This is a genomic window from Halomonas meridiana, assembly GCF_009846525.1.
Lineage (GTDB): Bacteria > Pseudomonadota > Gammaproteobacteria > Pseudomonadales > Halomonadaceae > Vreelandella.
The window spans coordinates 3,534,726-3,549,920 of record NZ_CP024621.1 but is presented as its reverse complement, the minus strand read 5'-3'; the positions used below and the strand labels follow the sequence as shown (position 1 = coordinate 3,549,920).

Below are 15,195 nucleotides of genomic sequence, written 5' to 3'. Positions count from 1 at the left end.
AGCCAATGAGCACGCTTGACCAAAAGATCAACGAGCACTTCCAAGGGTTAGTGGTGCGCAAAGACCTGGTGAAAACGGTCAAGGGCAACGCCATCGTCCCCTCATATGTGCTGGAGTATCTGCTCGGCCAGTACTGCGCCACCAACGACGAGGCCACGATTCAGACCGGTATCGAGACGGTCAAGGAGATTCTGGCCAAGCACTATGTCCACCGCAACGAGGCCGGGCTGGTGCGCTCGAATATCAAGGAAAAGGGGCGCTACAAGGTCATCGATAAGATCAGCGTGGCCCTGAATGAGAAGACGGATGCCTACGAGGCGCAGTTTTCCAACCTGGGAATCAAGAAGGTATTGGTGGATTCTGGGACCGTGAAGGCCCACCCCAAACTGCTGGTAAGCGGCGTCTGGTGCATTGCGGACATCGAGTACGTATTTTCTGAAAACCAGAACATCAGCCCCTGGATTCTGTCCACCCTCAAGCCGATTCAGCTATCTCACTTCGACTACGACGCCTACGTTGCCGCGCGGCAGCAGTTCAGCACCGATGAGTGGATTGACCTGCTGATCCAGAGTATCGGCTTTAACCCGGAGATGTTCGGACGGCGCAGCAAGCTGACGCAACTGGTCCGATTGATTCCGTTCTGCGAGCGGAACTACAACCTTATTGAACTTGGCCCCAAGGGGACAGGTAAGTCCCATGTTTACTCCGAGTTCTCGCCTCATGGGATTCTGGTATCGGGTGGTGAAGTCACCGTTCCCAAGCTGTTTGTGAACAACTCCAGCGGCAAAATTGGCCTGGTGGGCTACTGGGATTGCGTGGCCTTCGACGAGTTCGCCGGCAAGCAGAAACGCGTCGATAAAGCACTGGTCGACATCATGAAGAACTACATGGCTAACAAGTCCTTCTCCCGGGGCGTGGAAACCCTGGGCGCCGAGGCGTCCATGGTGTTCGTGGGGAACACCCGGCATACCGTGCCTTACATGCTGAAGCATTCGGATCTGTTCGATGAGCTGCCGGACAAGTTCTACGACTCCGCCTTTCTGGACCGGATCCACTTCTACATCCCCGGGTGGGAGGTTGACATCATCCGGGGCGAGATGTTCTCCGATGGGTATGGCTTCGTGGTGGACTACCTTGCAGAAATCCTGCGCTCGATGCGGAACTACGATTACTCCGACCAGTATAAGGAGCACTTTACCCTTTCTTCGGATATCTCGACCCGTGACCGGGACGGTATCAACAAGACCTTTTCCGGCTTGATGAAGATCCTGTTCCCCCAGGGCGGAGCAACCAGGGATGAGGTTGAAGAAGTGCTGCGTTTTGCCATCGAGGGGCGCAAGCGGGTCAAGGACCAGTTACAGCGGATTGATACCACCTACGGCGAAGTCCGATTTTCCTATCAGGATCAACAAGGCCAGGAAATACTGGTCACGACACTTGAGGAAGAAGAGTACCCGGGTTACTACCACCAGACGGTGTCCACCCCTGATGACGGGGGGGAAGCGCCCGAGCCAGCAGCAGACGTTAAAGGTGTCGAGCCCAAAGGGTACCACGCCTCTGAGCCCGCACTGGAGGAAAAGCACCTGACCTTCCAGGAAAACCAGAAGGGTATCTCATTCGACGGCTTGTTTGGCCCATACCTGAAGGGAGCCAGCAAGATCACCGTCACAGACCCCTACATTCGGCTTTTCTACCAGATCCGAAATTTCATGGAGTTTCTCGAAGCCATCGTGAAGAACAAGGCCGAGGAAGATGAAATGGCGGTTCATCTCGTCACCGTCCGGGACGAGTTCAAGGGTGACCTGCAAGACGAAAGTTTCGAAAAGATCCAGGAGTCCGCCCGCACTGTGGGTATCGACTTCTCCTGGGAGTTTGACGAAAGCGGGACCATTCACGCCCGTCATATCGTTACAGACCACGGCTGGAAGATTTCGCTGGATCGAGGGTTGGACATCTTCCAGCACTACGAGATGAATGAAGCCTTCGCATTTGCCAACCGATTGCAGGAGTTTCGGTCTAGTAAAGCTTTCGAAGTTACTTATATGAAGTTTAGCTAATCAAGTATGTGATACATATTCAATGACATCTTCAACCTTACAACCAAAATACTCACAAAGCCGGTCTACATTTTCTGTTCCGGTGTTGTAGCCGCGCTGATTGGCGATTTTGGATAGTGTCGTGCGGTGAATGCCAGTGGCCTGTGACACTTCATCAAGTGTAACCCGTCGGTTTTCCTGAAAACCCTTCTCAGCAAGCAGCTCTCTTAAGCGAAATCGAATCATGGAAGTGGCCTTTTTCAATTGGCTACATCCTATCAAATATTTTGTCCTCCCGCATCTTATGTTGAGTGAAAGCTACAAAAGGCGCTTGACAGCATCTTTCTACTGTCTATTATGTAGCGTGTAAGCTACATAAGGCCACTAAGGAGTACATAAGATGTCTATTCACTACTTAACAACAGGTGAGCTTGCCGAGCGAATCAAGTACGACGCGCGCACCATCCGTGAACGCTTAAAAGATGACGTACTGCTGGAAGGCATTCATTACATTCGCCCGTTTGGCGGCCGCAAGATTTTGTACTTGTGGGAACCGATTGAGCGCGATATGCAGCTGCACTCAAAAGAGGAGAGCATGGGTGTGCCAATGGCGCGTGGAGGTGTATGCCATGGGTAAAGTTGCAGCGCGTAAAGAAACAGGCAAACTGTATTTTGACTTTCGCTATTTGGGAAAACGTTGCCGTGAGCAAACAACGCTGGATAACACAGCAGCTAACCGTAAGAAATTAGAGCGGATTCTGGAGAAGATCGAGGCGGAGATTACGCTGGGGTCGTTTGATTATGGTCGCTACTTTCCAGATAGCCCGCGTGCCAAGACGTTAAGCAAGCGTGCATTAACGGCGGTTGGGGGTTATCACGCCACGCCTTTGCTACTCCAGTTCGCCGAAACGTGGTTTGCAGAGAAAGAGATCGAATGGCGTGAATCACAAATTGTCACCGTGCAGGGTTGTTTAGATCGCCATATCTTGCCCGCGTTAGGGCATAAGGAAGTCGGCAGCATCACTCGTGCAGAAATTCTTGAGTTCCGGGCGTCACTCGCCAAAGTTAATACCCGGAGCGGCAAGAAACTCTCTGCCAGCCGTATCAACCACATCATGACGCCATTGCGCATGATGTTAAATGAAGCCGCCGACCGCTATGAGTTTAGCTCACCCTATCGCGGGATTAAATCGCTCAATGTGCCGCGCACGGATGTAGAGCCGTTTACGCTTGAGGAGGCGCAGCAGATCATTCAGCGCGTGCGTGAAGACTTTCGTCAGTATTACACCGTGCGTTTCTTCACTGGCATGCGGACTGGCGAGATTGACGGCTTAATCTGGGAAAACGTGGATTTTGGCCGTCGCCAGATTTTAGTTCACCAAGCGCTGGTGCGTGGCCAGATAGTACCCACGAAAACTGACGGTTCCTTCCGCTCTATCGACATGTCACAACCCGTCTTTGATGCGCTGAAGGCGCAGTCTGAGGTGACGGGTAAAACAGGACTGGTCTTTACCACGCGTAAGGGCACTGCCTTATCCCACGTCAATGTGACGAAACGGGTGTGGTATCCCTTGTTGGAGGAGCTAGGGCTGCGTAAGCGCCGCCCTTATCAAACTCGCCACACCGCCGCCACGCTCTGGCTGGCGGCAGGCGAGAGTCCTGAATGGATTGCCCGCCAGATGGGCCACACCACAACCGAAATGTTGTTCCGTGTTTACTCACGCTTCGTGCCCAACCTAACGCGCCAAGATGGCTCTGCGTTTGAGCGCATGCTGAACCAGAAACGTGCCTAGGAGAAATCGATGAAACCGTTCAATACGCCAGTAAAGCGCCGTGATGACATCGAAGAAACATTGCACGTAATGGCAGCACTGCAATCGCAACAGCGCCTTGAGCGCCGCTTGGCAGAGTCGCTCGCTGCCGCCACTAGCTTAGCACCGGGCTGTGCTTTGGTGGTGTGGCTGGGGGACGGGCAAGAGCGCACTAACCTAGATGCGTTAGCAACTTGGGTAGGCCGCACGCTTAAACAGCTAGGGCTTGATGCCAATCGCCAAGCCATTCCACGTTTGCTTGCAGAACTAGAGCGCACCTTATGGGCCTGGGAGGATCAAGCATGGCAGTAACATCGCAAACGGCCACTCAAAAGGCAGACCGTCAGTTTGAAGGGGAGTTGTATGTCGCCGGCGTCGAAGGGCCGGAACGGTTGATGCAGCATGAAGTCTGGTCGCTGTACTTAATCGGCACTAAAGGAAATTTACGCGCCTTTCTAACCGACCGTCATGTAACAAAAGAAGGGGCTCCTAAAATGGGCCAGCGGCTCAAGGTGACAGTGCGTTGGGCTAACTTCGCCAGTCAAAAACTGTGCTTCATCACTCGTTATGTGGTGTTGGTCGATTAAAAGTAGAGTAGTCCACATTTCCCACCCGTCAGTTTACCCCCACCCCTTTTAACAAGGGCGGTGGGGGTAATGGGTTATATGCTGCGGTGTTTATATCATGTTGGCTTTCTATAAATGATGAGCAGCAAACTGCTTCTCAAGGCAAATGTAAAGATTAGACGTATATTCGACAAAGGATACTATGCTGTTCAAAGTGCGTAGCATTAAAGGCCGGTGTTTTGCAATATAACTTAGGTACGCTTAACATTATGATAATTTTAAAGTATAGTTTGCTGGTTTTAGGGTTTTGACGTGCACATATCAATATTTCAACATAACTGATATTTGCTGTTGTGCTTTTTGCTAAACCGACTTTTCAGACAGAACTTAGCATGGGCCAGCAGCTTCAAGTAACAGTGCGTTGGGCTAACTTCGCCAGTCAAAAACTGTGTTTTATTACTGGTTGTGCTCCCCCTTAGTGGTTAGTTTTTGTGCTATATCATAAAACTTCTCCCACCCTATTTTACCTAGTTAGTGGAGGACGTTGCTGTCTTACAGGTCGTTAGAACCAACATTAAAGCCATATACTAACATCGTCATAAATACGGCAAACCGAAATGCCTCCCATAGAGGCTGTTGATTATCTGAGTAATGACCACGCGTGATTTTTAGATGGGCATTTCCGTACCAGTACCTTGTGCGGCCAGAGGGGGAGGAGGTGGGTACAAGGTCAATGCGTTTGTGAGGAATGCCAGTAGCGTCAGACCAATATTTTTTTATTGATTTTTTTTTGCTTCCTTCTTTGATTTCAACAAGGAGGTAAGTGTGCTTCATACAGCGCAATGGCCGAAGAAGTCCCAGTACTGCATTTATAGCTTCCGCATGCGGAAGAGTGATATGCCCCGTGCTTCGCTGCATAGAGTAAAAAAAATATTGTGTACCTGCTTCAGCAGCTACTACGTGCTGTGGACACCACTCCGTTAGTATGTGAAAAAACTTTCCTGCTTCTCGTAAGACGTTCGGCTTTAAGGGTGGAGCCATGCAGCTATTCAGCTCAGGCATATAGATACTCCGAGATGCGTTGTGATCTCTTTGTTCAATGTCTTTATAGCGGCTAAATACTGGATTGTTTCGAAAAGTTTTTGTTGACATTAGGTACTTGCCACATTTTTGCCAGCGGCTAAGATCTTCAGGATTGAGAAAGAAACGTTTTGCAGATTGTGCAATGGCTTCTTCCAAGGTCATACCGTGATGCTCTAGCTGTTCGATTAGCCGCAAGCATTGATATATCACCGTGACTGCAGGGAAATTGCTGCTTTTTTTAAGTATGGTGTCCAGTGGGTTCTGGATAGGAGCATGGTAAGGCTTATACGGTGCCTTGATAAGAGGGGAGATATTAAACTCACACCATTGATTTTGTAGGTGCTTCAATAAGTCACTGGCGCGGGTAGGGTTTTGAAGCCCGCGCCGATTTCGCCAACTGGTAAGCGCTGTTTTAGAGGGTATTTTAAGTAATACAAGTTGCTGATGTGTCGTTAGAGGCACATCAAATCGTTGGCTAAGTAGTTTTCCAAGGGCCCAGTCTAGCAAGTGGCTATATGAACTCAGTGTTTCATCCGGACTGGCATGTCCTGCCCACAGTGCAAGCAGCCATAAGCGCTTACGAGAGGGACGGTGTTGGGGAGGGAGTCCTGCTAACTTAGACAGATCGACATCCTCATTGGGCATAGCTATATGGCCGTTATCATCCGTTGACCACGTGCTTTCCAATAGTGCATTTGGCTTGCTCTCTAGTAGACGTAGCAACGTGAAACTGATGAAACTGTGGCGTAGATGGTGATAACGAAGGCTCTTATCACCGCTAACGGTTTTGAGGGCAATTTGAATCGGTCGAAAAAGCATGCTGTCTTCTAACAATGAGGAGCCTTCTCCATCCCGGCAAAACAATAGCTGCTTGTCGGCGGTACGCGTCATGGCTTGGTTGCGGCGCTCTTGTACCCAATCAATCAAGAATTCCCGTTCTTCTGGCATCAATAGCCATAGTGGTAGACGTCGTGTAGCTGAATAGCTTTTGCCACTGTGAAATGAGTTCGCACGTACGATGACTTCCCCTGATATGCCAGTTTGATCAGTTAGATAAGCAATGTCGTGTATTAGCAGTGAAGCGCATTCACTTCGGCGAAGCCCTAACCGATAACCGAGTATTAGTGCCAGTATCTGCATAATTTTGAATGGTCGATCCTGCTCTGATGAAATAATCATCTCGATCGCTCGGCAATATTCTGCAGGCGTAATAATGTTCACGTCAACGCGATGCTGTTGTTGCTGATCTGCTTCAAGTTCAATGGGCGGTATAGCATAGGCGCTGGTGAGGTAATGATGAAAATCACGCAAACGATTTTGCGTTCTAATGCGGCTGGCTGACGATTTAGAAGCATTTAGCACAGTTTCATAAAGCTTTTCCCATTCACCGACACTGGTAACTTCTAATTCACCCATCAGGTGTTCGTGAATGATGAGTGGTTTTGCGATATTCGAAAGATAAGTGGAGATTGTACTGATGGTTAGTCTGGATTTGACACGCCCACCTTTGCGGATCAACGCCATACACCAGTTTGCTAACAGTGTAATCATGACGCCGTTTTGCTCGGTTTTGGCCAGTAATGAGCCAATGTTAGCGATTACTTTCGCTTTTCCTGTTTTTTTTGCTAGTGAAACGGATAAACATGCCTGTAGCTTTCTCAGTTGCTTCAACTGGTCTGGATATGCCCCGTCACGGTCAGGAAATACGTTAAAGGTATGCAGGGTTTCATCCTCTTCAGCAGTTTTAATAGGTTTGAAAGACACTACTTGTCGATTGGTAAAACGGTGCCATACGCTTGGTGGAAGCGACAATGATGAGTCTTCTTGGCTTGAGTAGTAGTTAAATAAGGGTAGTAATTCTAGTGATGCTGACGTCTTGGCAATGGTAAGAAGCGCCGGTAGCTTCACTTTAGCTAGCTCTCTGGATAGGCTTTGGGTATAATAGAGTAAGCATTCTATGGCGCTGTCAGGCACGGGCCAATTGCGGCCGAATTGCTGGTGATAATTTAGTAATAATAACTGGCTTATAGGGCTCAAGAATAGACGCCTGTATTGGTGTTGCTGTTCGTATTCCAAGCTATTATCAGGTAAGTCATTAAATGCGACTGAAGCCTGTGTGATTTTATTTCTACTATTGTTCTTAACGGCATGATGTTCTTTTTTCAGTGTTAAATAGGCAGTGTCCTTCTCAAATGCTATGCCATCAACCATAGCTATAGGAACCTGCTTTAACCACTCTTTATTGAGCAACGCGCCTTCACGAACCAGCTGAAATAAAAAACGCCCCGCCAGCCATGTTTTTAATTCATCCTGATGAAGGCTGATGGGGGGCAATAATTGATCGTGACTGTTTACAGCGGTATCCCAGCTGTGTAGTTGACTAAAAGAGTCAGTCGTTACTTGCGGCGATTTGCGTGGTAGCGTGACCATAGGGCTTGGAATACTTACTTTCCAATCCAGTTCTCGCGCTCCACGCTCCAATCCTTTCACTAAAAAATTATGCTGTTGGCGTAGCTTTTGTGGGCTTGTGATCGTGTGAAGCGACTCAAACGCATCGCTGATAGCTCGTTCAGGAAAGTCCAATCCAAGTTGCCCTGTAGCGGCACCCGGTATACGTGACTCTATCTGATCCAGCGCGGAAGATAGCTCTTTGAATTTGTCGCGTGCTCGTTGATAGCGCCGCGACGCTTCTCCATCAGCACCCGCTTGTATCGGTGGCGATAATTTCCAGCCAGCCCAAATCGATTGTTCACTCATAGCACGGCCCCCTCGATCGCTCTCCACCCCTGGCGCTGCATCATTAATTCAATGGCTGAGCTAATGTGTTCACGATATTCATGTGGACAAAATGTTGAGTATTTTGCCCATGGCTCTTGGCCCGCATCCCAGTGGCCCATGTATGCATCGACTAATTCAGCGGAGCAGCCGACTTCTTTAAGATGGGTATGTAAGTAATGACGGTTGATATTCAGCGGAGGTGAACCAGGCCAGTCCAAATGTTCCTGAAGTCGCTTAGGTGTGACCTGTTTTGGATGGCCGTATGTATCCAAAAATAGAAAAGGGCTGTCCCATTGCTGCTGCAGATATAGCTTTAGACGACCCACGATTGCTTCACGATGACGATGGTAGTGTTGGAGCTGATCCATCATTATCGTTGGTAGCGGCAAGAAGCGAGCGTGGCTCTGTGCATCATCGGTTTTATCAGCGATGACCATCATGCGGCGTGACAACGACAGTTGATCCCATTTAGGTAAGGGATCGCGAATGCTGCGATAACCGGTGCAGAACATCAGCATTGCCACGGTATAGGCTGTATAGCGGTTATGAACGTTTACCGTGCGCTGAAACAGTGAGCCGCTTTGATCGGCTGACGTTATTTGCTGTTGCATGTGCACTACTAGTTTTTCAACATACGATGCTTTGGGGACTAGCTGAGAGCCTACGTAGTGAGCTGTTTGTTGTTGTGAATCTGAAGCCACTGCTGTGTGCTCTGAGTCAGCGGTTGTTTGCCCCTTTTCGGTTTTAGGTTTTAGCCACTGCTGCTGGATGATCCGCATGGCATCCAGGTAACGCTTTTTCAGGTAGTGATTATTGGGGGCGAAATAATACAATGATGCCTGCTGGCCAAAAGAGGGTACCCGGGCGGTGATCAAGCAGGCCGCCGTTAGATCTGCATCACCGCTGTTCAGCGTATTAAAGAGATGCATGCCCAGGCGGTGTACCGTCAGCCGGGAGCCTGTTTGCTTATTAGTGTTGGCAAGCAGTTTTTTAAGCTCGATCGTGGATTCCTGTCTTTCCTTATCGGTAAATAAGGCAACTGAGCGTTTTTTTATCCGAAGCGCTTTGTGCCTTATAGCTGGCCTAAGTAGGGAGCGCAAAAAATGTGGAATTGGTAAAACGATACGCGTCTGGGTGGGACGCATATCGTGACGCCAGTGACTACTTAATTGGCGGCTATCCGGAGGCCTAATGACGCCGGTGACCCAGCTGCTTGTTTCTAATAAGAGGTAGATTGACTGTTCATGCAGTGCTGATTTAGGCACCTGTTCAACGCTATTGGCAATATGCACATCGAGTACATTTTCTAAACTCCGGCCGGTCATCAGCATTAAACCAAGGATGCATGTTAAGAAGGTGCGGTTTCGTTCTGTGCGATTTAGCTGAACCTGTAGATGATTTAAATCGTATGCAGAGAGCTGCTCCCATCGACCAGGTAAAAGCTGTGCTGATTTATCAAGATGCAGTTGCTGGGATCGTGCACGAAAAACAGATTGAAGCGACGAATCACCCTTTGCTAACGTTAATGGCTTGTCGCTCTGTATCAGTTCAATCGATGAGCGCTCTTCAATCGCGGAGAGGCCCGCTTGACGTACGGAGCTATAGTCGGCTGTTTGAGACGGGGAAGTGATTACTGAACTCGATAGGGCTAACCATGGCTCATCAGTGTCTACGTCAATAGGTCGAGTACGCTGGGGAAATAAATAATTATCGTTATCCGCTTGCTTAGAGTGGTTTCTTTTTCGTGGCTGCCTGTCATTGAGAGCGTAGGCAAAAAAACGTTCTAGCTGCTGTATATAAGTTTCACTGCCTTCTACCTTTTTTCCAGCAATCGATTGGCAAAATTTTAATAATGTATGGGTGGATTGATCCCATGGAGCAAGCTGTGCCAACCCATCAGTATCCATACGTCGAGCAACTTTACAGGCTGCTTCAAGGTTTTTTTGATAGGTGGCTATGTTGAGGCGTTTTATATCATGATCTGATAGCGATTGATGTTCGGATAACGCCTCTATCTCTTTTCGCCATTGAAAAGCCACGTTGATAATATGACCGAGAAGCTTCAACCGATCTTCAGTGTCGATATGCTTAGATATTTTATAGAGCGCGCCATGGATCGGGTTAGTGCCGTAAATGCCTTTTTCGCCCTTACCTGACTTTATTTGAAACTCAATTTCTTGATTCTCAATGCCTGTGATCAAATTTTTGATCGCTGATACATCCCAGCAGTCATCTCCAACGATAATAAGGTGCTGAAGTGTGACAATCAGTGCGGGGTAGAGCTGTGAAAACGAAAAATAGTCAGCGCGTGGCTGTATCGCCTCTTCAAGAAGCAATGTTAGAGATACGTTTCGTGTCACCTTAAATACCCTTATTTAGATCAGTGTTTTCTTCGGTTGAGGCCAATTGCTTCTAAAAAAGATTTTTTAAATCGACATTTAGGTGAGATTAACGCCAACGCTTCTGGATAGTCGTTTATTGCATGAACTCGTAGCTCTGAAAAATATGCGCCTGCTTTGCCTGGGTCTAAAGCTAAAGCTAAGTCACTACTCATGTTTAACATGAGAACAACTCTATTTAATTCACTTAGTAGCGGTGGCTCAATCAGATTGACTCTGATTTTTAAAGAAGCAGGAAAACGCCTGGCAAGTTCGAGTGATCGAAAATTCCCCACGCATACATATATTTTACTTCCACTGCCATTTTTCTTTTCATAGATAATAGGTGGTGAGAGAAGAATGGCTGCTTTAATGGCTTCCTCCGTCAGATCTCGCGCGTCTTTTAATAAAGGGGGGCGTAGCATAAGTGTTTTTAAAATATCGTGAGTAATATGCTCAGAGATTTCTATCTGAGACGCGGGCACAAGTTTTGAGCCTAGAAGATTTATCATCAAATTTTAAGGTATTTTGGCTTCATTTTTTATTAAATCTAACTGTGTTTTTGGTAAAAATCAAGACTATTTTTACATGTAAAATGTACCGGATAAATTTGGGTTTTAAAAGAATCAGTATAATTTTTATACATGCAGAAGTTGGGCGGGTTAATGAGCAGGTGTAATATCCGTATTACTGATATTACACTTAAAATAAGTGCTTAAGCCGGTTGTTAGGGAAACGCTGCATAAATACGGCCGCCGCTGTCTTAGTACCCTCGGCAGGGTATAATTTGGTTAGCTATTGTTCGACAGAGTTTTCGATGAAGTAGGTCTCGTTTGCTCAGGCTGAGCATCAGAACAAGAAGAAGGCCACTCGCCGGGAGCGGCTCCTGGCACAGATGGATACCCTAATATCATTGCAGCGTCTGATCGAGGCGTTGTCGCCGTCTTACTTTCCTAAATCGGTGGGCAAGCGCGGTCGGCCACCAATCGGTCTAGAGCGAATGGTGCGGGCCTATTTCCCTGCAGCAATGGTACGGACTGGCCGACGAAGCGCTCGAAGATGCCATCTATGACAGCCAGGCCATGCGTGACTTCATCGGTATCGACCTTGCCATCGAAAGTGTTCCCGACGTGACCACATTGCTTCGCTTTCGCCATCCGCTGGAGAAGCAGTAGCCACCCCGCGCAGATTGTCTGATCAGAAAGTACGATCACCGCGGCCAAACCGATAAAGCACCCATGCGTCTGGAAGGTATCGAAGTTGTGGGGAATATAAGAATTATTAACTGGTAGACCCCCCCAGAGGTGCCGCCAAGTCAGCGGCTTCAAGCTCGCAAATGGTCTCACGCATAATGCGCGCCAGGTAAATGTTATGAAATACTCAATTAACAAGCAGGCATATTAGGCGAACACCTCTCGCGACTGACGTATTAACTAAATAGCTATAAATTATTTCATTTATCCTTAAAACGCTTAATATTATTATACACTGCATAACCGCCAGCAATTAATGTAGCGATCATGATAAATAAAATCGGCGATATACCTATCCAGAACTGAGACGCATCATTCATGTCTTCACCTCTAATAATGTCGTTCATATAGATATTAGCAGAAAATTCACGAGTGGGAGACATATGCCAAATGAGTATCTCTTCAAGAATCCGCACAATCACGACCCGCTTATCCCAATATGCAGCCTCTCGAGCTTCTCCTGTTTGCACCGACAATGTCTGCAACAGTAGCTCATTCTTCTCGACCGACTTTTTAAGATTCTACCGGGCAATATTATCAACAGTCTCAGGCGCTGAAGGATCACACTGATGAAGCAGCTCTTTGAGCGTATACCTGGGTGAATCACCTGAGAGGACGCTGATCAATTCATCCCCGGGCAACTGCAGCGAACAATGTTCGCCTGAGTGTTGTCCCCGCGATCACTATTGAGCCACTGTCGGTGGCATTTTTTCCGGGCAGCCGTGTTTTCCGGCTGCCTGGCCAGATTCAAGACACACTACCCCCATGAACGTGTTTCTGGCATCGTCCGGCCAACACCAGGTTGGCCAACGCAAATAGGCTGAACAGCTGAGCTTGGTTCTTCTTAGTCAGCCCCTTATAGCAAACCTTGCGATAGCCAAACAGGTTCTTAATGACATGAAACGGATGCTCGACCTTGGCATAGATATTGGTTTTGGTCTTTTCGAAGGCCAGCATCAACGTTTTCTTCCAGCTGTCTTCCATTTTCTTAATTGCGCTGCGTCTGACAGGGGCAAAGCACCGCGTCTCCGAACTCTGCTTTTCTTCAACTAGATATTTCCCCATGCCGAAACACCCTGTGTCGCCATCTATCCGTTTACCATCCTCTCTGACCAGATGCCTCACCATGGTGACATCGGCGACGATGGTGCCCTCGCGCATGAACAATCCTTTTTCGGCCAGGTGAGCATTGATCTCCTCGAAGATCCGCTGGGTCAGGGCATGCTTTTCCAGCAGATGGCGGAAGCGCAGCAGTGTGGTCGCATCCGGCACGCTCTCGATGGCCAAATCGATTCCCACGAAGTCACGCATCGCCTGGCTGTCATAGATGGCATCCTCCAGCGCCTCGTCAGCAAGCGCATACCACTGTTGCAGGAAGTAGATCCGCAGCATGCGCTCCAGGCCAATGGGCGGTCGGCCCCGCTTGCCCGCCGCGTTCGGGAAGTAGGATGGCGACAGCGCGTCGATCAGCCGTTGCCAAGGCACCAAAGCCTCCATCTGGGCCAGGAACCGCTCTCGACGGGTGACCTTCTTCTTGTTCTGGTGCTCTGCCTGGGCGAACGAGATCTGCTTCATCGGATGGCTCTGTCAGACGGTGGCGGGATGGTCAGATTCTACCCTGCCGGCCGCTGCGAGGCAGCTCCGGCGGATTTGTGCAGCGTTTCCTTAATAAACTAGACGATAGTCTAGTTTTTGCCGATATGCGTGTCATGTTCTGCCCTCGGTAACCACTTATCCAACATGATGAAGGCTACTGGGTGTTCTTTCTATCTATCTGAATTAAAATCTTAAATTCTCAATCTCAGGCAGGTTCTTATGCGGCATCGCCGCTCACTAGGACCGCATGAGGATATCCCTTATACGACTTTAGCAGGTTTGACTCCCGCGTCGGAGAAGCTATCTTAGATCTGTAAGTTAGATATCTAATAAAATACGTCGCCACCCAATGGTGACCTGGGACCCCCCCCAAGATGAAGGAGACCGTGAGCTATGTTGACCCCGGAAGAAAATGAACTGCTGTGCCGTGTCGAAGGCGAGGCCCCAATGGGGGAAATCATGCGTCGTCACTGGCTTCCTGCCTGCCTGTCGGAAGAAATCGAGGAACCGGATGGGGATCCGGTGCGGGTGAGGCTGCTGGGAGAAGACCTGGTGGCTTTCCGCGATACCGACGGCCGCGTGGGCGTACTGGACGAAATGTGTCCCCACCGCCGGGCGTCGCTGGTGTTGGGTCGTAATGAGGAGTGTGGGCTGCGTTGCCTCTATCACGGCTGGAAGATGGACGTCGACGGCAATGTGCTCGAGATGTCATCCGAACCGCCGGAGTCGAAGATGACCGAGAAGGTCAAGCACAAGGCCTATCCCACCCATGAGGCGGCGGGTTTTGTCTGGGTCTACATGGGCCCTCCCGACGAGCAGCCGGAATTCACGGCCCCGGTGTTTCAGCCGACACCCGATACCAAGGTGTCCATCTCCAAGGTCATCATCGACTGCAATTGGGCCCAGATTCTCGAAGGGGCCATCGACTCGGCGCACTCGTCCAGCCTGCACTCCACCGACATGGTGCCCGCGCGGACCACCGGCGCCGAAGCCACGGATACGCTGTGGCTGCGTCCCTCCACGGACAAGGCGCCACGCCTGCAGGTCCAGAAGACGCGCTTCGGCTTCCGCTACGCGGCGATTCGTCGGCCGATCAAGGATGCCAAGACGCACGACTACGTGCGTACCACGCTATTCATTGCCCCCTATACCGTGCAGATTCCACCGAACAACCAGTACGACATCGCCATTCTGCACGTGCCGATCGACGACACCCACACCGCCTTTCACTTCATCGCCTGGGGCGACGCTGCCACCACACCGGATACGGAGTCCTGGCGCAAGTTCCTGGGCACGCAGATCGGTATCGATGTCGATAAGAGTTTCCGTAAGTTCCGCACCCGCGAGAACAACTACTGGCAGGATCGGCGGATCATGCAGCTGGGCACGAGTTTTACCGGCATCAAGGGGATCCCCAACCAGGACATCGCCATGTGGGAAACCATGGGACCGATCGCCGATCGCACCCATGACCGGCTGGGCGCGAGCGACCTGGCGATCGTCGAGTTCCGTCGCCAGATGCTCCAGGCGGCCAAGACCATGCAGCAGGGTGGGACAGCCATCGGTGCCGAAGAGCCACGCATTCCGCATTACAAGCTCAAATCCTTCCAGGGCATTGTGACTAAGGAAACCGACTGGCGTGAGCTGGGGACGGCCCCGGAAGAGGCAGAGTATTACGTAGAAGAATGAGTTCA

12 protein-coding genes and 1 pseudogene are annotated in these 15,195 nt (G+C 49.6%); 7 read left to right on the top strand and 6 right to left on the bottom strand.

Annotated features, from left to right (window positions below; genetic code table 11):
- Positions 1-5 precede the first annotated feature (5 nt).
- A complete protein-coding gene (gene brxL, locus CTT34_RS16780; RefSeq protein ID WP_159343434.1) occupies positions 6-2,057 on the top strand; it encodes a BREX system Lon protease-like protein BrxL in 2,052 nt (683 codons plus the stop codon).
- On the opposite strand, the gene CTT34_RS16775 is transcribed toward brxL, so the two are convergent.
- On the bottom strand, positions 2,058-2,282 hold the full coding sequence (locus CTT34_RS16775) for a helix-turn-helix domain-containing protein (protein ID WP_159343433.1): 225 nt from the start codon (positions 2,280-2,282) through the stop codon (positions 2,058-2,060).
- A 154-nt stretch (positions 2,283-2,436) separates the two neighbouring features.
- Here CTT34_RS16775 and CTT34_RS18520 point away from each other — a divergent pair, with 154 nt between their 5' ends.
- The 4 genes from CTT34_RS18520 to CTT34_RS16755 are packed head-to-tail and all read left to right on the top strand — an operon-like array spanning position 2,437 to position 4,434.
- Positions 2,437-2,673 (top strand): hypothetical protein, encoded by a 237-nt coding sequence (locus tag CTT34_RS18520; RefSeq protein WP_159343432.1) that lies wholly within the window; start codon positions 2,437-2,439, stop codon positions 2,671-2,673.
- The gene (locus CTT34_RS16765; RefSeq protein WP_159343431.1) at positions 2,666-3,829 is read left to right on the top strand and encodes a tyrosine-type recombinase/integrase; all 1,164 of its coding nucleotides are present in this window, start codon (positions 2,666-2,668) and stop codon (positions 3,827-3,829) included. The genes CTT34_RS18520 and CTT34_RS16765 overlap by 8 nt, the downstream gene beginning before the upstream one ends.
- 9 nt (positions 3,830-3,838) lie before the next feature.
- Positions 3,839-4,159: a hypothetical protein gene (locus CTT34_RS16760; RefSeq protein ID WP_159343430.1), complete on the top strand. Its 321-nt coding sequence runs from the start codon at positions 3,839-3,841 to the stop codon at positions 4,157-4,159.
- Positions 4,150-4,434 (top strand): hypothetical protein, encoded by a 285-nt coding sequence (locus CTT34_RS16755; RefSeq protein WP_159343429.1) that lies wholly within the window; start codon positions 4,150-4,152, stop codon positions 4,432-4,434. Before CTT34_RS16760 ends, CTT34_RS16755 begins: the two co-directional genes overlap by 10 nt.
- A 531-nt stretch (positions 4,435-4,965) precedes the next feature.
- On the opposite strand, the gene CTT34_RS16750 is transcribed toward CTT34_RS16755, so the two are convergent.
- From CTT34_RS16750 to CTT34_RS16740, 3 genes are read right to left on the bottom strand one after another with little or no spacing between them, the layout of a single operon-like run.
- Positions 4,966-8,253, bottom strand: coding sequence for a site-specific integrase (locus CTT34_RS16750; RefSeq protein WP_254436414.1), 3,288 nt, complete (start codon positions 8,251-8,253; stop codon positions 4,966-4,968).
- Positions 8,250-10,634 (bottom strand): hypothetical protein, encoded by a 2,385-nt coding sequence (locus CTT34_RS18290; RefSeq protein WP_174788534.1) that lies wholly within the window; start codon positions 10,632-10,634, stop codon positions 8,250-8,252. The genes CTT34_RS16750 and CTT34_RS18290 overlap by 4 nt, the downstream gene beginning before the upstream one ends.
- Before the next feature lie 20 nt (positions 10,635-10,654).
- Positions 10,655-11,137 (bottom strand): hypothetical protein, encoded by a 483-nt coding sequence (locus CTT34_RS16740; RefSeq protein WP_159343427.1) that lies wholly within the window; start codon positions 11,135-11,137, stop codon positions 10,655-10,657.
- A 341-nt stretch (positions 11,138-11,478) separates the two neighbouring features.
- Here CTT34_RS16740 and CTT34_RS16735 point away from each other — a divergent pair.
- Positions 11,479-11,818: pseudogene (locus CTT34_RS16735) on the top strand (transposase); the annotation flags it as partial.
- Positions 11,819-12,105: 287 nt separating this feature from the next.
- Here the strand turns inward: CTT34_RS16735 and CTT34_RS16730 are convergent.
- Positions 12,106-12,390 carry a hypothetical protein gene (locus CTT34_RS16730; protein ID WP_159343426.1) on the bottom strand — a complete coding sequence of 95 codons (285 nt, stop codon included), beginning with the start codon at positions 12,388-12,390 and terminating at the stop codon, positions 12,106-12,108.
- Between the two features lie 262 nt (positions 12,391-12,652).
- Entirely contained in the window at positions 12,653-13,480 is an 828-nt protein-coding gene (locus CTT34_RS16725; RefSeq protein WP_159343425.1) for a transposase, read from the bottom strand.
- 414 nt (positions 13,481-13,894) lie between these two features.
- Between CTT34_RS16725 and CTT34_RS16720 the strand changes: the two genes are divergently transcribed.
- On the top strand, positions 13,895-15,190 hold the full coding sequence (locus tag CTT34_RS16720; RefSeq protein ID WP_159343424.1) for a Rieske 2Fe-2S domain-containing protein: 1,296 nt from the start codon (positions 13,895-13,897) through the stop codon (positions 15,188-15,190).
- Positions 15,191-15,195: the final 5 nt, after the last annotated feature.

Coding starts and splice junctions, on each gene's coding strand:
- brxL (WP_159343434.1), top strand. CDS start 6: ATGAGCACGCTTGACCAAAAGATCAACGAGCACTTCCAAGGGTTAGTG.
- CTT34_RS16775 (WP_159343433.1), bottom strand. CDS start 2,282: ATGATTCGATTTCGCTTAAGAGAGCTGCTTGCTGAGAAGGGTTTTCAG.
- CTT34_RS18520 (WP_159343432.1), top strand. CDS start 2,437: ATGTCTATTCACTACTTAACAACAGGTGAGCTTGCCGAGCGAATCAAG.
- CTT34_RS16765 (WP_159343431.1), top strand. CDS start 2,666: ATGGGTAAAGTTGCAGCGCGTAAAGAAACAGGCAAACTGTATTTTGAC.
- CTT34_RS16760 (WP_159343430.1), top strand. CDS start 3,839: ATGAAACCGTTCAATACGCCAGTAAAGCGCCGTGATGACATCGAAGAA.
- CTT34_RS16755 (WP_159343429.1), top strand. CDS start 4,150: ATGGCAGTAACATCGCAAACGGCCACTCAAAAGGCAGACCGTCAGTTT.
- CTT34_RS16750 (WP_254436414.1), bottom strand. CDS start 8,253: ATGAGTGAACAATCGATTTGGGCTGGCTGGAAATTATCGCCACCGATA.
- CTT34_RS16725 (WP_159343425.1), bottom strand. CDS start 13,480: ATGAAGCAGATCTCGTTCGCCCAGGCAGAGCACCAGAACAAGAAGAAG.
- CTT34_RS16720 (WP_159343424.1), top strand. CDS start 13,895: ATGTTGACCCCGGAAGAAAATGAACTGCTGTGCCGTGTCGAAGGCGAG.